Annotated in this window: 18 protein-coding genes and 1 pseudogene; 13 read left to right on the top strand and 6 right to left on the bottom strand. The window is 63.2% G+C overall.

The features are described 5' to 3' along the window. Positions 1–14: 14 nt before the first annotated feature. Entirely contained in the window at positions 15–656 is a 642-nt protein-coding gene (locus Q0603_RS06675) for a phosphoribosylanthranilate isomerase (protein WP_298723866.1), read from the bottom strand. A gap of 1 nt (position 657) precedes the next feature. Then, the gene (gene pyrF, locus Q0603_RS06680; protein ID WP_298723868.1) at positions 658–1,383 is read right to left on the bottom strand and encodes an orotidine-5'-phosphate decarboxylase; all 726 of its coding nucleotides are present in this window, start codon (positions 1,381–1,383) and stop codon (positions 658–660) included. A 149-nt stretch (positions 1,384–1,532) separates the two neighbouring features. Here pyrF and Q0603_RS06685 point away from each other — a divergent pair, with 149 nt between their 5' ends. The 6 genes from Q0603_RS06685 to ybaL all read left to right on the top strand — a co-directional run bounded on the left by Q0603_RS06685 (position 1,533) and on the right by ybaL (position 9,077). Then, a complete protein-coding gene (locus tag Q0603_RS06685) occupies positions 1,533–2,498 on the top strand; it encodes a polysaccharide deacetylase family protein (RefSeq protein ID WP_298723870.1) in 966 nt (321 codons plus the stop codon). A gap of 240 nt (positions 2,499–2,738) precedes the next feature. Next, positions 2,739–3,626, top strand: a complete 888-nt coding sequence (locus Q0603_RS06690) for an AraC family transcriptional regulator (protein WP_298723872.1) — start codon at positions 2,739–2,741, stop codon at positions 3,624–3,626. Between the two features lie 65 nt (positions 3,627–3,691). Then, entirely contained in the window at positions 3,692–3,856 is a 165-nt protein-coding gene (locus tag Q0603_RS06695) for a hypothetical protein (protein WP_298723873.1), read from the top strand. A gap of 24 nt (positions 3,857–3,880) precedes the next feature. Continuing rightward, on the top strand, positions 3,881–5,458 hold the full coding sequence (locus Q0603_RS06700) for an amidase (RefSeq protein ID WP_298723875.1): 1,578 nt from the start codon (positions 3,881–3,883) through the stop codon (positions 5,456–5,458). A 359-nt stretch (positions 5,459–5,817) separates the two neighbouring features. Then, positions 5,818–7,074: a threonine--tRNA ligase gene (gene thrS / locus Q0603_RS06705; RefSeq protein WP_298723877.1), complete on the top strand. Its 1,257-nt coding sequence runs from the start codon at positions 5,818–5,820 to the stop codon at positions 7,072–7,074. A 248-nt stretch (positions 7,075–7,322) separates the two neighbouring features. After that, entirely contained in the window at positions 7,323–9,077 is a 1,755-nt protein-coding gene (gene ybaL / locus Q0603_RS06710) for a YbaL family putative K(+) efflux transporter (protein WP_298723879.1), read from the top strand. Positions 9,078–9,086: 9 nt separating this feature from the next. Here ybaL and Q0603_RS06715 read toward each other — a convergent pair whose 3' ends face one another. Then, a complete protein-coding gene (locus tag Q0603_RS06715; RefSeq protein WP_298723881.1) occupies positions 9,087–10,301 on the bottom strand; it encodes an alginate export family protein in 1,215 nt (404 codons plus the stop codon). Beyond that, positions 10,247–10,564 carry a hypothetical protein gene (locus Q0603_RS06720; protein WP_298723883.1) on the bottom strand — a complete coding sequence of 106 codons (318 nt, stop codon included), beginning with the start codon at positions 10,562–10,564 and terminating at the stop codon, positions 10,247–10,249. Before Q0603_RS06720 ends, Q0603_RS06715 begins: the two co-directional genes overlap by 55 nt. Positions 10,565–10,705: 141 nt before the next feature. Here Q0603_RS06720 and rph point away from each other — a divergent pair, with 141 nt between their 5' ends. From rph to hemW, 3 genes are read left to right on the top strand one after another with little or no spacing between them, the layout of a single operon-like run. Then, the gene (gene rph, locus Q0603_RS06725; protein ID WP_298723885.1) at positions 10,706–11,422 is read left to right on the top strand and encodes a ribonuclease PH; all 717 of its coding nucleotides are present in this window, start codon (positions 10,706–10,708) and stop codon (positions 11,420–11,422) included. Positions 11,423–11,424: 2 nt separating this feature from the next. Beyond that, entirely contained in the window at positions 11,425–12,051 is a 627-nt protein-coding gene (rdgB, locus tag Q0603_RS06730; protein WP_298723887.1) for an RdgB/HAM1 family non-canonical purine NTP pyrophosphatase, read from the top strand. Then, positions 12,035–13,231: a radical SAM family heme chaperone HemW gene (gene hemW, locus Q0603_RS06735; protein WP_298723889.1), complete on the top strand. Its 1,197-nt coding sequence runs from the start codon at positions 12,035–12,037 to the stop codon at positions 13,229–13,231. The genes rdgB and hemW overlap by 17 nt, the downstream gene beginning before the upstream one ends. A gap of 172 nt (positions 13,232–13,403) precedes the next feature. On the opposite strand, the gene Q0603_RS06740 is transcribed toward hemW, so the two are convergent. Together Q0603_RS06740 and Q0603_RS06745 are read right to left on the bottom strand one after the other, a co-directional pair. Beyond that, a complete protein-coding gene (locus Q0603_RS06740) occupies positions 13,404–16,556 on the bottom strand; it encodes an efflux RND transporter permease subunit (RefSeq protein ID WP_298723891.1) in 3,153 nt (1,050 codons plus the stop codon). A 25-nt stretch (positions 16,557–16,581) separates the two neighbouring features. Continuing rightward, on the bottom strand, positions 16,582–17,724 hold the full coding sequence (locus Q0603_RS06745) for an efflux RND transporter periplasmic adaptor subunit (RefSeq protein WP_298723892.1): 1,143 nt from the start codon (positions 17,722–17,724) through the stop codon (positions 16,582–16,584). Positions 17,725–18,005: 281 nt separating this feature from the next. Between Q0603_RS06745 and Q0603_RS06750 the strand changes: the two are divergent. The 4 genes and pseudogenes from Q0603_RS06750 to Q0603_RS06765 all read left to right on the top strand — a co-directional run. Next, positions 18,006–18,200 (top strand): annotated as a pseudogene (locus tag Q0603_RS06750) (DUF2239 family protein); the annotation flags it as partial. Between the two features lie 23 nt (positions 18,201–18,223). Continuing rightward, entirely contained in the window at positions 18,224–18,739 is a 516-nt protein-coding gene (locus Q0603_RS06755) for a DUF488 domain-containing protein (protein ID WP_298723894.1), read from the top strand. A 59-nt stretch (positions 18,740–18,798) separates the two neighbouring features. Next, positions 18,799–19,767: a TAXI family TRAP transporter solute-binding subunit gene (locus tag Q0603_RS06760; RefSeq protein WP_298723896.1), complete on the top strand. Its 969-nt coding sequence runs from the start codon at positions 18,799–18,801 to the stop codon at positions 19,765–19,767. A gap of 92 nt (positions 19,768–19,859) precedes the next feature. Then, complete coding sequence (locus Q0603_RS06765; protein WP_298723898.1) at positions 19,860–21,710, top strand: TRAP transporter permease; 1,851 nt, start codon at positions 19,860–19,862, stop codon at positions 21,708–21,710. The last annotated feature ends 96 nt before the right edge of the window (positions 21,711–21,806 follow it).

The following is a 21,806-nucleotide window of genomic DNA, read 5'->3' on the forward strand; positions in this document are numbered from 1 at the left end:
CACACCGCGGGATGTCACAAGCGCTTCGCCGCCTGCAGGAACGCGGCGATCTTCGCCGGATCCTTCTTGCCGGGCGCGCTTTCCACGCCGGAAGACACGTCCACCGCCTTGGCGCCGGACAGCTTCACGGCCGTGTTCAAATTCTCAGGCGTCAGGCCGCCGGACAGGAGCCAAGGCCGGCTGAACTGCGCGCCCTGCATGATGGTCCAGTCGAAGCTGACGGCATTGCCGCCCGGCCGCGTCGCATCCTTGGGCGGACGGGCGTCGAACATCAGCCAGTCGACCACGTCCTGGTATTCCTCCGCCAGCTTCAGATCGGCGGGCGTTGCAACCTTGATCGCCTTGATGATCGGCAGGCCGAAATAGATGCTGATGGCGCGGCAGCGATCCGGGGATTCGTCGCCGTGAAGCTGCAGCAGATCGAGCCGCGCTTTGGCGAGAATCTTGTCGAGGAAATCGGTCTCGGGATCGACGAAGACGCCGACGCGATCGGTGCCGGTCGGCATCGCGCGCAAAAGATCTTCCGCCTGCTCGGCGCTCAGGTTGCGCGGGGAGGGCGGATAGAAGACGAAGCCGCACATATCGGCGCCGTTCTCCAGCGCCGCTTCAAGCGCCGCATGATCGGTGATGCCGCAGATCTTGGTGAAGGTGCCCATGTCACGCCACCTCGACCAGTTCCTGCGCGATGGCCAGAGCTGCGGCTTCTGGATCGGGCGCCTCGGTGATGGGGCGGCCGATTACCAGATGATCGGCGCCGAGCCGGAATGCTTCGCCCGGAGTCATCACGCGTTTCTGGTCGCCGGCGGCTGTGCCTTTCGGGCGGATACCGGGCACGACCAGCTTGAAATCGGGTCCGCAGGCCTCGCGCAGCATGGCGATCTCGGTCGCCGCGCAGACCACGCCATCGGCGCCGTTATCCTGCGCCAGCCTGGCCAGCCGCAGGACTTGGGTGCTGGTGTCGTCCTCGATGCCGGTCGCCTTCAGGTCGGCGTCGTCCAAAGAGGTCAGCACGGTGACGGCCAGGATCATCGGCCGCACTTTGCTGGCCTTGGCGGCCTCGACGGCGGCGCGGATCATCGCCGGGCCGCCGGAGGCATGGATGGTCAACATCATCGGCCCCATGGCGGCGGCGGCGGAACGCACCGCGCCAGCCACCGTATTGGGAATGTCGTGAAATTTCAGGTCGAGAAACAGCGGCGTGCCGACCGGCAAGATGGCGCGGACTTCGGCCGGGCCATGGAAGGTGAAGAACTCCTTGCCGAGCTTGACCCCGAATCCGGCCGCGGCGGCGGCGCGGGCGCAACGGCTGGCAAAGGGCAGTTCGACGGTGTCGATGCCGCAGAAGACCGGTGCAACACGTTTATTTTGCGCAATTTTACCCATGGGCGGGGCTTATAACGGAATTGGCTGGCCAAGTCTCCCCCCGGACTGCCATTCGGGCTACACTCAGGGGTATGAAAAACCGCCTTTTCGCCCTGTTAACTGGCCTATTTTTGGGCAGTCTCGTCAGCAATCCGGGGGCTGCGCCCGCCATGGCGGCCGACCATGCGGCGATCCTGATGTATCACCGCTTCGGCGAAGACAGTATCCCGAGCACCAATATCCGGCTGGAGCAGTTCGACGCCCATATCGCGGAGCTGACCTCGGGCGGCTACAGCGTGCTGCCGCTGCCCGAGATCATGGCCCGGATGCGCAAGGGTGAAAACCTTCCCGACCGTACGGTGGCGCTGACCGCCGACGACGCCTATCTCTCGGCCTTCACCAAAGGCTGGCCGCGGATGAAGAAGGCCGGGCTGCCGTTCACGCTGTTCGTCGCCACCGAGCCGGTGGAAAGCAAGCTGAAGGGCTATCTGACCTGGGACCAGATCCGGCAGATGAAGCGGGAAGGTGTGACCATCGGCGCGCATTCGCACCGCCATCCCAGCCTGCCGGCGCTGTCGCCCGAGGCGGCCAAGGAGGATCTGGAGACCTCGCTGCGCATCTTCAAGCGCGAACTGGGCGAGAAGCCGGATCTCTTCGCCTATCCCTTCGGCGAATGGGATGCGCCGAGCCTTGCGCTGGTGAAATCGCTCGGACATAGCGCCGCGTTTGGCCAGCATTCCGGCATCGCCCATGCCAAGCATGACATGTTCTGGCTGCCGCGCTTTCCGATGAACGAGACATTCGGCAGTGTTGAGCGGCTGCGTCAGGCGGTAAATGCCCTGCCGCTGGCAGTGACCGAAATTGAGCCGGCCGATGTGCTGATCAGGCTCGGCCAGACGCCGAACCCGCCGGTGCTGCGTTTCACTGTCGCCGACGACGTCGAGCGGTTGCATCAGATGGTCTGCTATACGGGCCAGGGCAGGGCAATCACGCCCAGCCGGCTTGGCGACAACCGCTTTGAGGCCACGCCGCCCGACGCCTTTTCGCCGCCGCGCGACCGCATCTCCTGCACTGTGCCGACCCGCGAAACGGGCCGGTTCCGGTGGTTTGGGATTCAGTTCACGGTGCAGAAGTAGGCGCTACAGCCCCTCACCCACCCCCATTGCTGACGCATGGGCCCCTCCCTCTCCCGCTTCCTCCCACTACGTGGGCAAGGGAAGGATGCTTTTTCCTTACCCTCTCCGCTTGAGCGGGAGGGGAAGGGAGCCGGCCTGCGGGGACGGGGGGTAAGGGGAAGCTAAGCTTTGCCATTTCCGCAAGATTTATCAAATGGCCCGGTGCTAGCGTCCGGCCGTCGAAAGCAAGCGAAGGTCCCCATGAACCAATCCTTCCCGCCGCCTGAGCCGCCGGCCGATACGGCCAGCCAGGCTGGCTATATCCGCCGCTTTACCCGGGTGATCGAGTATATCTACGCCCATCTGGATGAGGCGCCGGACCTGAATACGCTCGCTGATGTGGCGGCGTTATCGCCCTGGCATTGGCATCGCATCTGGCAATCGGTCTATGGCGAAAGCGTCATTGAGACGGTGAAGCGTCTGCGCCTGCAGCGTGCCGCCGCCGATCTTGCCCATACCGATATGCCGGTGGACGCGATCTGGCCGCGCGCGGGTTATGGCAGCCTCGCTGCCTTCAGCCGCAGCTTCAAGGATGCCTATGGCATGCCACCCACCGAATACCGCAAATCCGGCAGCCATAAGCGCTATGCCGCCATGCCCGTGATGAAAGAAGGAGATGCCGCCATGCGCGCGGTTGAAATCAAAACGCTTGCCCCTGCTATGCTCGCGGTAATCCCGCATCGCGGTTCATATATGGAGATCGGCAAGGCGTTCGAAACGCTGTTCGGCACGCTGGCGGCACGCGGCCTGCTGCGGCCGGATCTGCGCATGACGGGTTTGTTCTATTCCGATCCGACTTCGGTGCCGGAGACGGAGCTGCGTTCGGCCGCCGGCGTGATCGTACCGCAAGATTTTCCCATCGCTGCGCCGCTGGAGCGCGCGGAACTGCGCGGCGGCGATTACGCCGTGCTTCGTCACAAGGGGCCATATTCCGACATGAAGGCGGCTTACGACTGGCTCTATGGCGAATGGCTGGTGCAGTCGGGCCGCGAGGCTGCCGACGCGCCGGTATTTGAAGAATACCTCAACAATCCGCGTGAAGTGCCGCCGACCAAATTGATGACGGATATCTGTCTGCCGTTGAGGTGAGGGACAGGACAGGAAGAAATTTTCTCATTTGTCATAACGCAGGAGGAACAACAGAGTTGAGCGTCATGACGTCTTGGGCCGATACGCTGCGCGCAGGCAAACCGCATCAGGTCAAGCCGGTGCATCAGGTCAAGCCGGTGCATCAGGTCAAGCCGGTGCATCAGATCAAGCCGGTGCCGCCTGCCGCATCTTTCATGCGGCAGCAGCGTCAGCATGAAGCGTCGCAATAAGAAAGACCTAGAATAGGAACGGCGATGGCGATCACCCGGCGCGATTTCGGAACCTTGGCTGCTGCTGCGGCCGGCAGCGCCAGCATGCTATGGACGCCAGCGCGAGCCAATCTGCTGCGTGACAGTCGGGCGACGGGGAGGAGTTCGAACATGGAATACCGCACGGCCACGGCATGGCTGCAGGATTTGCGGGCGCGCAAAATCTCCGCCCTGGAACTGACCGATCAGGCGATTGCACGCATCGAGGCGCTGGATGGCAAGCTCAATGCCATGGCGGTCCGCGATTTCGAACGCGCGCGCGTGGCCGCCAGCCAGGCCGATGCCGCGCTGGCGCGCGGCGAGATGCGGCCTTTGCTGGGCCTGCCGATGACGGTGAAGGAATCCTTCAATATAGCTGGCCTGCCGACGACCTGGGGCATTCCCGGCACGCAGAATATCAAGGTGCAGCAGGATGCGGTCGCAGTGTCACGGCTGAAGGCGGCCGGTGCGGTTATTCTTGGCAAGACGAATGTGGCGATGCTGCTGGCCGACTGGCAATCGACCAATCCAGTCTATGGCACGACGAACAATCCCTGGGATGTCGCGCGCACACCAGGCGGCTCCTCGGGCGGTTCGGCGGCCGCGCTGGCTGCGGGTTATGTGCCGCTGGAACTCGGCTCGGACCTGGCGGGATCGCTGCGTGTGCCTGCGCATTTCTGCGGCGTCTACGCCCATAAGCCGACACTCGATCTCATTCCCGACCGCGGCCAGTCGCCGCCGGGGGCGCCAGTATTTTCCGTCTCGTCGCGTTTCGATCTGCCGGTCATCGGTCCGATGGCGCGTTCGGCCGAGGATCTGATGCTGGCGCTGGATGTTCTGGCTGGACCGGATGACGACATGGCGACGGCCTACAAGCTGCAACTGCCGGCGCCGCGCCATGCAGCCCTGAAGGATTTCCGCGTGCTGGTGATTGACAGCCATCCGCAATTGCCGATCGATGCGGCCGTGCGCGACGCCATTGCCGCTCTGGCCTCCAAGCTGGAGCAGACGGGCTGCAAGATCGGCCACACTTCGCCGCTCTTGCCCGATCTCAGCCTGATCGGCAGCATTTATCTGCGCAAGCTGATGGCCTTTGTCGGCAGTACCATGCCGCAGCCGGAATATGATCAGGCCAAGGCGCGTGCCGCTGCCATTCTGCCGTCAGCCAGCGATCTGCAGAGCCTTTCGGCTTTGAGCCTGGTGTCGAGCTATCGCGACTGGATGCAGGCCGATTTCGTGCGTGTGGGTCTGGCGCATCAATGGCGCAATTTCTTCCGCGAGTGGGACATCCTGCTTTGTCCGGTGATGCCTACGCCTGCCTTCAAGCACGATCACAGTCCGATGGAGCGTCGCGTCGTCAGCGTAGACGGCAAGCCGGTCGCCTATGCCGACCAGTTCCTCTGGCCGGGCATTGCCACCTTGTGCGGCTTGCCGGCAACTGCGTTTCCGGCGGGTTTGAGCAAGGAGGGCCTGCCGGTCGGCGTTCAGGTGATCGGGCCTTATCTGGAGGATCGCACGCCGATTGCCTTCGCCGCCCTGGTCGAGCAGGCTTTCGGCGGTTTCGTGGCGCCGCCGCCATTGTAAATCCGGCAACTGAAAAATAATGAGATCCCGGGTCTCACTGCGTTCGCCAGGGATGACGGGCTTTTGTGATCGTCATCACGACCAGGCGAAGCGTCAGCGGGGATCCCATTATCGTATTTTTGTATTGCGACATTTTCGTGCTTGACGCCTTTCGGCCCGCTGTTTAGCGTGAACGGCACCATGCAGAACGTCATTCTCACCGTCGTTACGATTAAGGTAGCCGCCGCAGGCGGGGGCCGAGGTCGTTGCGCGTGTTGAGGAGACGCAGATAGCAAAGACCCAGAGGCCCCGCCGGCGACGGACGGGGCCTTGGTCTTTCTGGGCTCCGTCTTTTCCCGGCGAAACACCGGAGACCAGTCATGCACAGCCTACACGCCTTAAATGCCGCCAGCGGCCTGGACGGATCGATCGGCCAGGACGCCTCTGATCACCGCGTGCTCGGCACCAAGCTCGACCTCTTCCACCAGCAGGAAGAAGGCCCGGGCATGGTGTTCTGGCATCCCCGCGGCATGGCGCTGTACCGCGTCATTGAGGATTACATCCGCCGCCGCATGCGCGAGGCCGGTTTTGCGGAAATCCGCACTCCGCAGCTGCTTTCCATGTCGCTGTGGGAGCAGAGCGGCCATGCCGACAAATTCGCCAACGAGATGTTCCGCCTAAGCGGCACCCATATGGGCAGGCGCAGTTCAGCCTTCGCCTTGAAGCCGATGAGCTGTCCCGGCCATATCCAGGTATTCAACAAGCGCCTGCGCTCGGTGCATGAACTGCCGCTGCGCTACTGCGAATTCGGCGTCTGCCACCGCGACGAGCCTTCGGGGGCATTGCAGGGCCTGATGCGCGCCCGCGCCTTCACCCAGGACGATGCCCATATCTTCTGCACCGAGGAGCAGGTGGAAGGCGAGGTGCAGCGTTTCTGCGAATTGCTGCGCAGTATCTACAGGGATTTCGGTTTCGGCTCGCTGCTGGTCTTCTTCTCGACGAGGCCGGCCAAGCGCGCCGGTGACAACGCCACCTGGGACCGCGCCGAGGCTGCCCTCGTGATGGCAGCCCGCAAGGCGGGGCTCGATTTCGCGATCAAGCAGGGCGACGGCGCCTTCTACGGCCCGAAGCTGGAATTCCATCTGCGCGACAATCATGGCCGCGCCTGGCAATGCGGCACCGTTCAGCTCGATTTCGTGTTGCCCGAGCGATTGGGTGCGGAATACGTCACCAGCGACAATGGCCGGGCGCATCCGGTGATGATCCATCATGCCGTGCTGGGAAGCCTGGAGCGCTTCATCGGCATGCTGCTGGAGCATCATCAGGGCGCTCTGCCGCTCTGGCTGGCGCCGGAACAGATCCTGGTGGCTAATGTCGCGGCGGCGCATGAAGCCTATGCCCGCAAGGCGGCGGCGGCTCTGGGCCGCGAGGGCTATCGCGTAGTGGTGGATGCGCGCGGCGAGCGGCTGACGCGCAAGATCGCCGAAGCGCATGAACAGGGTGTGCCGCTGGTGGCTGTGGCAGGCGAGCGCGAGGCTGAGCGCGGCTCGCTCAGCTTCCGTTGGCGCGACGGCCGTCAGGAGGAATTGTCGCTGCAGGAGGCGGCACGGCGGTTCCGCGCTGAGGCCTTCCGGTAGGGCCTTGATGGAACAGTGTCATGAAGCTGTCAGGCCGCGACTAGGCATGGATGCCTGGCCGCGGCATGACGGATTCGCCTCTCGCGGGAGGAGGCATGATCCATGACACGGTGAGGCCGATGAAAGATGTGTGATTATCGATACTTTACGATACTTTAACGCCGCTTCGGGTTGATTACCCGGGTCCATGGCCATATTTTGGCCGCCTATTCCGCGAATTCCAGCTCTCCCCGGAGGACACCCGAAGGATGCCCCATCATACGCCGCTGATTGCGATGATCGTCATGGGCCTTGTCCTGGCCTTTCTGTTCGGCGCCATCGCAACCCGGCTGCGGGTCTCTCCGCTGGTGGGCTATCTCTTGGCCGGTGTGGTGGTCGGGCCATTCACGCCGGGTTTCGTCGGCGATCAGAATCTGGCGAACGAACTGGCCGAGATCGGGGTGATCCTCCTGATGTTCGGCGTCGGCCTGCATTTCTCACTCAAGGATCTGCTGTCGGTGCGCGCCATCGCCATTCCGGGTGCGATCGCGCAGATCGCCCTGGCGACCATCCTGGGCATGGGTTTGGCGCTTGGATTGGGCTGGTCGGTTGCCGGCGGCGTGGTGTTCGGCCTTGCGCTTTCGGTGGCGTCTACCGTGGTCTTGCTGCGCGCGATGCAGGAGCGCCGTCTGGTTGAGACCGAGCGCGGCCGCATCGCGGTCGGCTGGCTGATCGTCGAGGATCTGGCGATGGTGCTGGCGCTGGTGCTGCTGCCGGCGATGGGTGAAATTTTCGCGCCGGCAGAAGGCGCGGCCACCGCCAGCCAGCCTTCAATCGAAATTCTCACGGCCCTGGGCATTACCCTGGGCAAGGTGGCGATCTTCATCGGCCTGATGCTGCTGGTCGGCCGCCGCGTCATTCCCTGGGCTCTGCATTACGTGGTGCATACGGGATCGCGCGAGCTGTTCCGCCTGTCGGTGCTGGCAATCGCGCTTGGCATTGCCTTCGGCGCCGCCAAGCTGTTCGGCGTATCCTTTGCGCTGGGTGCCTTCTTCGCCGGCATGGTGATGAGCGAGTCGCCGCTCAGCCATGAAGCGGCCAACGAGACGCTGCCGCTGCGCGACGCCTTCGCGGTGCTGTTCTTCGTCTCGGTCGGCATGCTGGTCGATCCGATGATCATCCTGCGCGAGCCATTCCCGGTCTTTGCCACGCTGTTCATCATCGTGATCGGCAAATCTCTGGCCGCCTTCCTGATCGTTCTGGCCTTCCGCCATCCGGTCGGCACCGCCTTGCTGATCTCTGCCAGCCTTGCACAGATCGGTGAGTTCTCCTTCATCCTGGTGGCGCTGGGCCTTTCGTTGGGAATGCTGCCGGAAGAAGGCCGCGATCTCGTTCTGGCCGGTGCTATCCTGTCGATCATGCTCAATCCGCTGGTCTTCACTGCGGCGGACCGCCTGCGGCCCTGGATCGAGCGGCGGCTTGGCCGCGAATCCGGCGAAATCCCGAGTCAGGCCGCGGAATCGCCGGAGGCTGGCGTGACGGCTGAAGCTGCGTTGGAGATGAAGGCAAAGCCGAAGCCGACGGGCTTGAGCGGCCATGTGGTGCTGGTGGGCTATGGCCGTGTCGGACATCTGGTGGGCGACGCGCTGACAGCGCGGGGGCAACCCTTCCTGGTGATCGAGGATGTCGACAAGCGCGTGGCCGAGCTGCGCGAGAAGGGGATCGAGGTGATCGACGGCAACGCCACCCGTCCCGATCTGCTGGCGGCGGCTGGCCTGGACCGCGCGGCGCAGCTCATCATCGCCATCCCCAATGTGTTCGAGGCCGGCGGCATCGTCGACATTGCCCGCCGCATCAATCCCAACCTGGATATCGTCGCCCGCGCCCATGCCGATGCGGAGGTCGATCACCTGCTCAAGCATGGCGCCAATATGGTGATCATGGGCGAGCGCGAGATCGCCCGCGGCATGATCGAGCGTATTCCCGGCCCGGCGGTCGAAACCGCCTCGCCGCTGGCGAGCTAGGCGCAGCAGTTAGAACGTATAGTTCAAGGTCACTGCGCCGAGATACATGGTGTCATCGGCATCGCTGGCACCGATTTCGGCCGCCAGCTGCTGCTTGCGGCCTGTGTCTGCCTTGGCCGCGCCGAGCACGAAGGTCAGCTCAAGGCCCGGCAGCGGCGTTTCCCATTCGGCATAGAGATTGAGCTCGCGCGTCAGCTTGTCAGAGGTGATGCCACTGGCGATGTCGGACTTATCAAAGCGGTGGCGGTAATAGACCACGCCGATGGCGAGATCATCCGCGGGCTTGGCGAGCAAATGGACCATATGGGTGTTGAGGTTGCTGTTCGCGCCGATATATTGGGCGAAGATCTCGCCCTGATCCCAACTGCCAAAGCCGCGCGGACCGCCGCCGGTAAACAGCGGGTCCCAGGCCTTGCCGGTGGTGTCAGTGGCATCGGCATCGCCGCTGAAATGGGCGTAGCGGTAGGCGAGCATCGGCTGCCAGGGCAGGCCGGAGAAAGTGTATTGCGGCTCAATGTACCAAGCATGGGCGCGATGCTTATTGCCGGCGTCGCTGTTGCGCTGGATCCCATATTCGGAATAGAGCGCAAAATCCTTCAGCGCATCACTGACCTGGCTGAGGATCGCGCCGCCGGTGCGGATTGCATAGACGTTGAGGCCATCGCGCTGCGGCGCCAGATCGCGGTCGGAATCGTAAAGCCGTAAGACCGTGGCGCCGACATACCAGGCGCGCTCCTCATACTCGAAGCGGCCATGATCCTCATGGTTGGACCCGAACCATTCGATATTGGCGCCATAGAGTTTGGCGGCAGGCGCATCTTCGCCCCGCATGAAGTCCTGATCGGTGACGCTTTCGAGATGGAAGATGTCTGCCCGCACCGGCTGGGTATTCAGCTTCAAAATCGCAGTGCGCTCGAAGGCTTCGCGGGGGCCGAGCACTTTGGCCGCGCGCCGGCCGCCATTGCCGGTCCCTTCCAGGATCAGGAAGCCGTCGCCCACCGAGAAGGCTTGCCGGCCGAGGGAAAGATCGATGGCATCTTCGCCCAGGGCGGCAAATGCGATGCCGGATTTCCAGCCGATGAAAAGCTCCTCAAGGCCAAGCGCTTCGGGCCGGTTGCTGGTGGTGGATTGCAATTCGGCATCTCCGCTGCCGCGGGTGAGCGCGCCGGTCACCTTGACGCCGCCATACAGACTGCTGTCGCCGAGATTATAGTCGAGTTGCAATCCCGGAGCGACGAAGCCTTCGGCCAGTCGCGACGGCTCGCCCGGCTGCCATGCGGCGAAAAGCTTCCGGCGCCGTTTTGCGCATTGGGAACGGTGAAAAAGCCAAGGCCGGCATCGAGGCTGAACGTCAGCTCAAGATCGCCCGCCACATAGGACAGGCCGCCGGAATCGTGGCCGTTCTCGGCGCGGGCCGCTGTGACGGTCAAAGCAAGAGGGGGCAGGGTCAGGAAGGTGGTGAGGCAGGCGAGGGTCGTAATCCGCAAGGTGAGGGTCCTAGCTGTCCATGATGAACGTCATGTTTGTTATGATATAACATTGCGGTACAGTTTTCTAGCCGGTTGTTCCTGCCGATACTATCGACTAGAACCGCAATCGTTTCATACGCTTGTTTCGAGGAGACCATCATGCGCCCGAGCGGACGCTCCGCCGACCAGTTGCGCCCGATCCGCCTGGAGCCGGGTTTCGCGAAATATGCCGAGGGTTCCTGCCTCGTGAAATTCGGCGAAACCCATGTGCTTTGCGCCGCCACTGTCGAAGACAAGGTGCCGCCCTTCCTGCGCAATACCGGCCGCGGCTGGGTGACGGCGGAATACGGCATGCTGCCGCGCTCCACTCATAGCCGCACCGAACGCGAGGCTTCGCGGGGCAAACAGTCGGGCCGCACACAGGAGATCCAGCGCCTGGTGGGCCGCAGCCTGCGCGCCGTCACCAATCTGGAAGGCTTCGGCGAGCGGCAGATCCGTCTCGACTGCGACGTGCTGCAGGCCGATGGCGGTACGCGCACGGCGGCGATCACCGGTTCCTGGGTGGCGCTGTATCTGGCCTTCGCCAAGCTGGTAAAGGAGGGCGCCATTCCGGCGATTCCGCTAACCGGCCAGGTGGCGGCGGTAAGCTGCGGCCTGTGCGATGGTCAGCCGGTGCTCGATCTCGATTATGCGGAGGATTCCACCGCGCAGGCCGATGCCAATTTCGTGCTGACCGATACCGGCGCGATCGTGGAAGTGCAGGGCACGGCGGAGAAGCATGCCTTCCAGGAAAGCGAATTCCTTGCCATGCTGGCCCTGGCCAAGCATGGCATCGGCCAGCTGATGGTGCTGCAGCGTCAGGCGGTGGGTAAGTAGTCATGACCGGGCGCCGTCGTTTCAGCGGCGATACCTTGGTGATCGCCAGCCACAATCCCGGCAAGCTGCGTGAAATCGCCGATCTCCTGGCGCCTTACAAGGTGCACATTGTCTCGGCCGGCGAACTCGGCCTGCCCGAGCCGGAAGAGACCGGCGACACCTTCACCGCAAATGCCGAACTGAAGGCCTTGGCCTCTGCGCGCGGTGCTAATCTGCCGGCTTTAGCCGACGATTCCGGACTTGCGGTGGATGCACTGGACGGCGTGCCGGGCATTTACTCGGCGCGCTGGGCCGGGGCGAAGAAGGATTTTAACCACGCCATGGAGAAGGTGTGGCGTGCGGTGGAAGACAAGGGCGCCGAGCCGCCGATCCGCGCGCGCTTTGTCTCCGTGCTGTCGCTGGCCTGGCCGGACGGGCATGTCGAAAGCTTCGAAGGCATCGTCGAAGGCCGGCTGACCTGGCCGCCGCGCGGCGGCTACGGGTTTGGCTACGATCCGATGTTCATCCCCGAGGAGGAGGTGATGAATGGCCGCTTGCGGACCTTCGGCGAGCTGTTGCCGGAGGAGAAGCACGCGATCAGCCACCGCGCCCGCGCTTTCAAGCTGTTGATCGATGCCTGTTTCGGCTGAGGCCGTCGCAGCAACAATTCCGCCACGACGTGGTTTTGGCCTTTATGTGCATTGGCCTTTCTGCGTCTCGAAATGTCCCTATTGCGACTTCAATTCGCATGTGCGCGAGCGCGTCGATGCTGCGCAATGGCAGCGGGCTTACCTCGCCGAGCTGCGGCATTACGCCGAAGCGGGGATCGGGAAGGGGGAGGCAATCACCTCGGTATTCTTCGGCGGCGGCACGCCCTCGCTGATGCCGCCCGAGACGACGGCGGCAATCCTGGAGGTGGCCCGGCAATACTGGAGCCTCACGCCGGATGTCGAAATCACGCTGGAAGCCAATCCGAATTCGGCCGAAGCGCAGAAGTTCGCTGCTTTCGCCGCCGCCGGCGTGAACCGGCTATCCATCGGCGTACAGAGTTTTCGCGAGGATGTGCTGCGTTTCCTTGGCCGCGCTCATGACGCGGGCGAGGCATGCCGCGCCATCGAAGCCGCAGCCAAGGCCGTGCCGCGCTATTCCTTCGACCTCATCTATGCGCGGCCCGGGCAATCGGCCGAGGATTGGCGGGCAGAGCTGAGCGAGGCGCTGATGCTGGCTGGCGATCATCTGTCGCTCTACACTCTGACCATCGAGCCAAATACGGGGTTTGCCGGCGCCGTCGCACGCGGCGCGCTGCATCCCATGCCCTCCGACGATCAGGCTGCGCTTTACGAGCTGACGCAGGATATGATGGAGTCGGCTGGCATGCCGGCTTATGAAATCTCCAATCACGCCAAGCTTGGCGGCGAAAGCCGGCATAATCTCGTTTATTGGCGCTCGGGTGCCTATCTGGGGATCGGGCCGGGGGCGCATGGTCGCATCCTGCGCGGCGATACGTGGCTTGCCACACAGAACCGCAGGAAACCCGAAGCCTGGCTGGGGCAGGTGAGTTCGCAAGGCGAGGGCCGTGAAAGCGAGACGTCGGTCTCGCCGCAGGAGCGCGCAGAAGAAGCGCTGATGATGGGACTGCGTCTCAGCGAGGGTATCTATGCGGAGAATTTCCGCGCCGCGACGGGGCTGGCATTGGATGAGGTGGTGTCGCCGGAGCGCAGCGCGCCGATGGAGGCCGCAGGATTGCTGATCCGCACGCCGGAGAAGATCGTTGCGACCAAAGAGGGCCGCGCGGTGCTGGACGGATTGCTGGCCAAGCTGCTGGCATAACACCCTCACCTTTCCGGCCTCCCTCTCCCACAAGCGGGAGGGGCCCGCCGCGTAGCGGTGGGGGAAGGGTGAGGGGCTCAAGGGCGACGTCATCCCCGGGCTTGACCTGGGCATCTCGTGCAGGATGGCAAAAGACGCGCGGGTCAAGCCCACGGGTGACGATTGCTGTGTCTTACTCCGCCGCCTGCTTGATCGGCGCTTCCGGTTCCGGCTCATCCTCCGGGGCCTTCGGCAGGAAGCGCTTCACGAAATGGCCGAGATCGTCGAGATAGGTGAAGATCACCGGCGTGACGATCAGAGTGAGCAGCGTAGACGAGATCAGGCCACCGATCACCGCATGCGCCATGGCGGAGGTCTGCTTGGCGCCTTCGCCCAGGGCAAGTGCCAGCGGAATCATGCCGAAGATCATCGCCAGAGTAGTCATGATGATCGGCCGCAGACGGATCTCGCCGGCTTCCAGGATCGCATCGAAACGGCTCAAGCCATCGCGCCGCGCATGGTTGACGAAGTCGATCAACAGGATCGCGTTCTTGGTGACCAGGCCCATCAGCATGATGAAGCCGATCATCGAGAAGATGTTGAGCGTCGAGCCCCAGGCCCAGAGGCCGACGATCACGCCGATCAGCGACAGCGGCAGCGAGGCCATAATGGCGAAGGGCTGCAGGAAGCTGGCGAATTGTGAGGCGAGGATCAGATAGATGAAGATCACCGCCAGCAGCAAAGCCGCCATCGCATAGCCGAAAGATTCCTTCATGTCCTTGGAGGCGCCGCCGAACCAGAAGCGGTAGCCGGGCGGCATTTTCATCTGCTCCAGCTTGGCCTGGATTTCGCGGCTGGCCTCGCCGACCGTGCGGCCCGAGGTAGCGGCCGTCAAAAGCACTTCGCGGGCAAGGTCGCGGCGGTTGATCTGGGTCGAGCCGGCGCTGGGCGCGATCTTCACCACCTGCGACAGTGCGACCATCTTCGGATTGCCATCGGCATTGACCTGCGTCGAGGCCACATAGATGCGCTCCAGATCGGGCATGCCGGTGCGGTCGTCCTGTGGCAGGCGGACAAAGACGTCGTAATCCTCGCTGTCCGGCGCCTTCCAGGTGCCGGCTTCCTCGCCGGCCAGCAGCGGCCGCAGGGTCGCGGCGATGGAAGCAAGGCTGACGCCAAGATCGGCAGCCAGCTGCCGGTCGATCTCGATGGCCACCGTCGGCTTGTTGGCTTTCAGGCTCGATTCCAGATCGACCACGCCAGGCACGGTGCGGATGATGTCCATCGCCTCGCGCGACAGGCGGTCAAGCTCCGCGATGTCCTGTCCTTGAATGCTGATCATGATCGGCTTGTTCAGGCCGCCGCCCAGATTGGGCAGGCCGATATTGATGTTGTCGATGCCGGCGATCTGCCACAGCCTGTCGCGGATCGGCTGCGCCATCTCCATTGGCGTGCGGGTGCGCTGCTCCAGTGGCACGAAACGCACATAGACGGTGCCGACGTTGCGGCGGGCGAAGCCGCCGGCATTGATCGCCGCAACGGAATATTCCACCTCAGGCAATTCCTTCAGGGCAGCCTGCACCTGCTGCATTTTCGCCTTGGTGTAATCGAGCGAAGAGCCCGGTGGCGTGGTGACCTCGACGAGGATTTCCGAAAGATCGGGATCGGGCAGGAACTCGGTGCCGATCTTGCCGCTAGCGAGGATGCCGAAGCTGCCTACAAAGCTGACGAAGGCAATCACCAGCACGGCCCAGCGCCAGCGCAGGCTCCAGTGCAGCACTGCGCGATAAATCTTCGCCAGCCGCTCCATGCCCTTGTCGACCAGGCCGACGACGCGGCCGATGGGGCCGCGCTTGGCATTCGGTAAGCTGTCCGGATCGTGCCAGACGCTGGAGAGCATCGGATCGAGCGTGAAGCTGACGAACAGCGAGATCAGCACCGCCACAGTGACGGTGATGCCGAATTGCAGGAAGAAGCGGCCGATGATGCCTTCCATGAAGGCGACCGGCAGGAAGACGGCGACGATGGTGAAGGTCGTGGCCAGTACCGCTAGGCCGATCTCGCTGGTGCCCTCGAGGGCTGCGCGGCGATGGCCTTTGCCCATGGCGGCATGGCGGGTGATGTTCTCGCGCACCACAATGGCATCGTCGATCAGGATGCCGATGGCCAGCGACAGGGCCATCAGGGTCAGTTTGTTCAGAGTGAAGCCGGCGGCCCAGACGGCGGCCAGCGTGCCGATCACAGCAATCGGCAGCGTCAGACCAGTGATGATGGTGCTGCGCCAGGAATTCAGGAACAGATAGATAATCAGGATGGTCAGGATCGCGCCTTCGATCAGCGTCCGCTGGGTACCATTGACCGAAATCAGGATCGAACGGCTGTCATCCCGCAGAAATTGCAGCTTGATGTCGGAGGGCAGGTCGCGCTCGAGCTCCGCGGTGGCTTCCTTCAGACCTTCGATCACCTGCAGCGTATTGGCGCCCTGTACCTTGATGAATTCGATGATCAGAAGCTGCTCGCCGTTGTAGAGCGCTATAGCTTCCTGTTCCTCGCTGCCATCCTGGACCTCGGCGACATCGCCGAGATAGACCGGTGCGCCGCCGCGGCGCGCCACGATCAGTTCGGACAGCTTCGCGGGATCGGCCACGCGGCCTTCGATCTGCACGACATATTCGGAGCGTGCCTGGGTGAGGGTGCCGACCGGCAACTGCTGGTTTTCTGTCTCCAGCGTCTCGATGAGCTGGTTCATGTCGATCCCGTAGGCCTGCATCTTCTCAGGGTTCGGCAAGATGTTGATGCGCCGTTTGAGGCCGCCGACGATATAGGCGCGGCCAACGCCGCGCACGGTCTGCAGGCGCTTGAGGATCACTTGGTCGGCCAGCGTGGTCAGCGTGCGCAGATCGCGGCGGTCACTGCGCACCGCGATGGACGCAATGGGCTGGCTGTCAGGGCTGAAACGGCTGATCTCCGGATCTTTCACCTCATCGCGGAATTTCGGCGTCACGGTGGCAACTTTCTCGCGCACATCCTGGACGGCTTCGATCGGGTCGACAGTCAGCTCGAACTCGATGATGACGAGCGAGCTGCCTTCCAGCGAGCGCGAGGTGAGGCTGCGCACGCCGCTGATCGTGTTAACAGCATCTTCGATGGGGCGGGTGACCTCGCTTTCGACGCTTTCCGGCGTGGCGCCGGGATAGCTGGTGCTGATCACCACGATGGGGAATTCGACGTCGGGGAACTGCTCGATGCTGAGCTTGAAATAAGCGAACAGGCCAACGACCAGAAGCGACGCCATCATCATCGTGGCGAAGACCGGGTTGTTGACGCTGATACGGGTCAGCCACATGGCTGTCTCCCTTTTGTAAAGATGGTCAGCGGCCAGCGATCCGGGCCGGCAACCCGTCGCTCAGGCGCAGGCCGGGCGTGGCGACCGCGATCTCGCCGGGCTTCAGTCCCTCGGCGATGGCCACGCGGCCATCGGTGGTGCCAGTGAGCGCGATGGTCACCTTACGGCGCTCCAGCCTGTCGCCGGCAAAGACATAGACCACAGTCTCGCCCGCTTCATCGCGCAGTGCATCGGCGGGAATGGCGGCGGCATTTTGGACCTCGGCCAGCACGGCCTCGCCGCTGCCAAACATCCCACCACGCAGGACGTGTTCGGGATTGGGCAGCAGGATGAAGACAGGGATGGAGCGCGAGCCGCTTTGCGCGGTCGGATTGATGCGCTCGATATGGCCGGTGAAGATGCGGTCGCCGAAGCCTTCGACGCGCAGAGCAACCGGCTGGCCGACTTTCAACTGCGGCACGTCGCGTGCCGGAACCAGCGCTTCGACCTCCATCACGTCGAGATCGGCAATCGCAAACAGTTTCGCATCGACGGCGACGCGTTCGCCGGGGTTGACCATGCGGTCGGCCACCAGGCCGTCGATCGGCGCGTAGATAGCGGCATCATTCAGCGCCTTCTTGGCCATCGTCACCTGCTGTTCCAGCGCGGCGACATTGGCGCGGGCGGTGCGCCAGGCATTTTCGGCTTCATCCAGCGCAGTTTGGGATTTCACGCCGCGCTGGGTCAGCGTTACTGCCTTGTTGCGGTTGATCTCAGCGAGGTTAAGTGCTGAGCGGGCGCTGTCGAGGTTGCTTTGTTTTTCGCGCAGCCTGGCCGCCAGATCGGCGGTATCGAGCCTGGCCAGCAATTGTCCCTTCCTCACGCGCTCGCCACGGCGCACGGTGATCTCCTGTACCACGGCGGCGACCTCGGCGCGTACGACGCTTTGATTAAAGGGCTGCAAGGTGCCGCTGAGGCGGACGGCTTGGCGAAGATCGGCAGCTTTCACCTCCGCGAGATCGGCGAGGGAGAATTCAAGGCCAGTGAAGCGGCCCTGGGGCTGCGGCGCGGCCTCTTCGGCAGTGGCGACGGCCTTGGCGGCCTGGCGCGCCTTCATTGCATAAAGGCCGCCTCCGGCAATGACAGCCAAAGCCAGCACGGACACCCCGATTTTGGTAATACGCGTCATAACTGAGAATCCCCGCCCCGCGGCGCGATATGCCGGGGTTAAGCGCCGGCTATTTCCCGGCCGCGCCCGTGTATATCCCCACGGTTGAAAGTCGTCTATCCTGCTCAATGACTTCGCAAAATTCGGAAATAATTCTTCACACGCGTTTCATCCGCCGTCCCGGCGGGAGTTGGCGGCCTGCACATATTCAACAAAAGCTGATTGACGCAGGATTTGACCCGGGTAATTTTTATGGATCTATGACGGACATGCCGCAATCCAGCACCGATTTTTCCGGCACCCAGGAGGCCTCGCCACGCCGGCGCGGCCGGCCGAAACTGGGTGTGGTCGCCCGCGAGGTGACGTTGCTGCCGCAGCATTGGGATTGGCTGGCGGCGCAGCCCGGCGGCGCCTCCCATGCTCTACGCCGTTTGGTGGACGACGCCATGCGCGCCAATTCCGGCCAGATTGATTCGCGCCAAGCACAGCATGCCGCGGAGGATGCGGCCGAGGCTCAGGCATGACCGGTGTCATCTTTACCATCGGTCACTCCAATCATCCTGCTGAACGCTTTCTGGCTTTGCTGAACCAGCACGGGATACGGCAACTGGCCGATATCCGATCACAGCCCGCCTCACGCTTCACGCCGCATTTCAATCGGCAGACGCTTGCCGCGCTGTTGGGCAAATGCGGCATTGCCTATCGCTGGATGGGTGAAGCGTTGGGCGGACGCCCGCGCGACAGGCAAGCCTATGATGCCGTAGGGCATGTCGATTACGCAAAACTCGCGGCCCTGCCGATTTTCCAGGCAGGCGTCGCAGAGCTGATATCCTGGGCAGCCGAACAGCCGACGGCGATCATGTGCGCCGAACGTGATCCCCGGCAATGCCACCGCACTCATCTGGTTACCCCGGCCTTACTGGGATGCCATGTAGATGTGCAGCACATCCTTGTCGATGGCGCGGTCATGCCGCATGCCGCGTTGCAGCGTCCGGCGGAGCCGCAAATGGATTTGTTCGAAGACGGATTAATCTGACTTGACGTCCCATCCTGCGCTGCCGCACACTCCAGGTTGAAGTATACATCGGGAGGAAGATGATGATTCAGCGCAACAAACGCGTGGTGGGTGCGGTTGCCGCTATGGCTGCAGGCATCCTGGTCGCCAGCTTCGGCGGCGATGCTTCGGCTCAGACCTACAAACTGATGACCGGCCCGCAAGGCGGTGTGTGGGTGCCGCTGGGCGGCACGCTCAAGGCAATGTTTGAAAAGGCGATCCCTGGCGCGACCGTGCAGACCCTGCCCGGCGCCGGCATTGCCAACGTCAAGGGTGTGCAGGAAGGCAAGGCCGATTTCGGTTTCGGCAACTCGATCTCGACCGTTGACGCGATCAATGGCGAGCCGCCGTTCACTGAAAAGGCGACGAATGTCTGCCAGATCGCCAACCTGTATCCGCAGTATTTCCAAGTCGTTGTGCTGGCCGATGCCGGCATCAACAAGATCGAGGATATCAAGGGCAAGGCGATCGCCGTGCAGACCCGCGGCAACACCGCCGAGGTGATCTCGCAGCACATCCTGAAAGCCCACGGCCTGTCTTACGAGGCGATGAGCAAGGTCAACTTCATGGCCTCGTATAACGACGCCGCGGCACTGCTGAAGGACGGCCATGCGCAGGTCTTCACGCTCGGCACCACCATCCCCGCCTCGTCGGTGATGGATCTGGCGACCGGTCGCGATATCAAGCTGATCCCGATCACCGATGAAGGCCTGGCAGCGATGAAGAAGATCAACGCCGGCTATAACAAGGTGATCGTCCCGGCGAACACCTATCCGAAGCAGGATAAGGATCTGCCGGTGATCGGCTACTCGACGCACTTCATCACGTCGTGCAAGCTGCCTGAAGACAAGATCTACGCCGTCACCAAGGCGATGGCGACGCAGGTCGCCGACCTGGCGGCCGTGAACAAGGCGATGGCCAAGCTCACCCCGAAGGAGATGGCCGAGGATATCGGCGTGCCGCTGCATCCGGGCGCGGCCAAGTACTATAAGGAAGTTGGTGCTCTCTAATGAGGCGCCTCGGCCGGTGCCGCTAAGGACGGGCGGCACCGGTCCTTTTTTTTCCAAATAAAGTAGCGTAATCGATCCGGGAGGGGCGGACGATGGATGGTAAAACCCTGGTCGCGCGCATAGCGGCGCCGATCGGCGTAGTGATGGCCGTGTATCATATGTGGGCTATTGCTATTGCCCCGCCGGAAGCGATGATTTTCCGTGCGGTTCATCTTGCTTTCGCGATGACGCTGATTCTTCTGCTGCATCCATTTTCGCAGAAGGACGGAAAGCGCCGTTTCATTTGGTATGATGCATTGCTGTTCGCGGGCACGGCCGTCGCGCTGGGCCATCTGTTCGTCAATTACGACTATTTCGTCAATCGCATCATCTATATCGACGATCTGCAGCCGCTCGATATCGGTGCGGCGATCATTCTCGTCTGGGCGGTACTCGACTGCACGCGCCGGGTGATCGGCTGGGCGCTGCCCATCACCGCCCTTCTGTTCATGGGGCATGCGCTGTTCGTCACCCAGGTCAATCCGCTGACCCTGCTGGATCAGCTTTACATGACCACCGAGGGCATTTTCGGCTCCACGCTGGGCGTCTCGGCGGCCTATGTGATGATCTTTGTGCTGTTTGGCAGCTTCATGGAGCGGACCGGCACGGGCAAGCTGTTCATGGATTTCGCACTGTCGCTGACCGGCCGTTCCGCGGGCGGCCCAGGTAAGGTGGCGGTGGTGTCGTCGTCACTGTTCGGCACGATCTCGGGCAGTGCGGTCGCCAACGTCATGGTTGACGGCCCGATCACCATTCCGCTGATGAAGCGCACCGGCTTCCGGCCGGCCTTTGCGGCTGCGGTTGAATCGGTGGCCTCGACCGGTGGTCAGATCATGCCGCCGATCATGGGTGCCGCCGCTTTCGTGATGGCGGAGTTCCTGGCGGTGCCGTACGCCACCGTGGCGCTGTGGGCGCTGATCCCGTCGCTGCTTTATTACATCGCCTGCTTTGGCGCAGTGCATTTCGAAGCCAAACGGCAGGGCCTCGAGGGCCTGCCGGCGAACGAGGTACCACTGCTTGTGCGGGTGCTGTCCGAGCGCGGGCATCTCTTCGTGCCGGTGGCGATCATCCTGACCGGCATGTTCATGGGGTATTCGGCGCCGCTTTGCGCGCTGGCCGGCACCTTGGCCTGCTTCCCTGTCGCGCTGTTGCGTGCCACCTCGCGCGGTGAGCTGAAATGGAAGCTGATCTGGGAGGCGCTGGAAGACGGCGCCCGCAACACGCTGTCGGTTGCCATGGCCTGCGCCTGCGCGGGCCTCGTGATCGGCTCGATCACGCTGACCGGCCTGGGCATCACCTTCACCAATGTGGTGGTCACCCTGGCGCAGGATAGCCTGATCCTGGCGTTGCTGCTGACGGCAGTGGCTGGCATTATTCTCGGCATGGGCATGCCGACGACGCCGGCTTACATCGTCATGGTTTCGCTGATGGTGCCGGCGCTGATGAAGCTCGGCGTCATCGAGCCGGCGGCGCATATGTTTGCCTTCTACTTTGCGATCCTGTCGGCGATCACGCCGCCGGTGGCCCTGGCGGTCTACGCTGCTGCCAGCTTGGCGAAGGCGAATATCTGGGAGGCGGGATGGGCGGCCGTGCGCACCGGTGCAGCGGGCTTCATCGTGCCGTTCATGTTCGTCTATGACCCCGCGCTGCTGGCCATCGGGGAATGGCCCGACATTCTGCATGCCGCGGCCTCGGCGACGGTCGGCTGTCTTGCGCTGGCGGCCGGCTTGTATGGCTATCTGATCCGCCCGGCTCTGATGTGGGAGCGTGTGGTTCTGGTGGCCGCCGCGCTCTGCCTGATCAAGCCCGGCGTGACGACCGATCTGATTGGCGCTGCGCTGATCGTGGGTGTTGCGGTGGCGCAGAAGGCAATCGCCCGCGAGCTCAAGCCGCGGTCGAGCTGATCAAGGCCAGAAACCCGATCAAGGCTGGTAGATCAGTTTTTCACCACGCCTTAGGTCAGGGCTTCACTCTCCTGCCGCCGCAGCGTCATATTGCGA

The organism is uncultured Ferrovibrio sp., assembly GCF_937960835.1.
Taxonomy (GTDB): Bacteria; Pseudomonadota; Alphaproteobacteria; order Ferrovibrionales; family Ferrovibrionaceae; genus Ferrovibrio.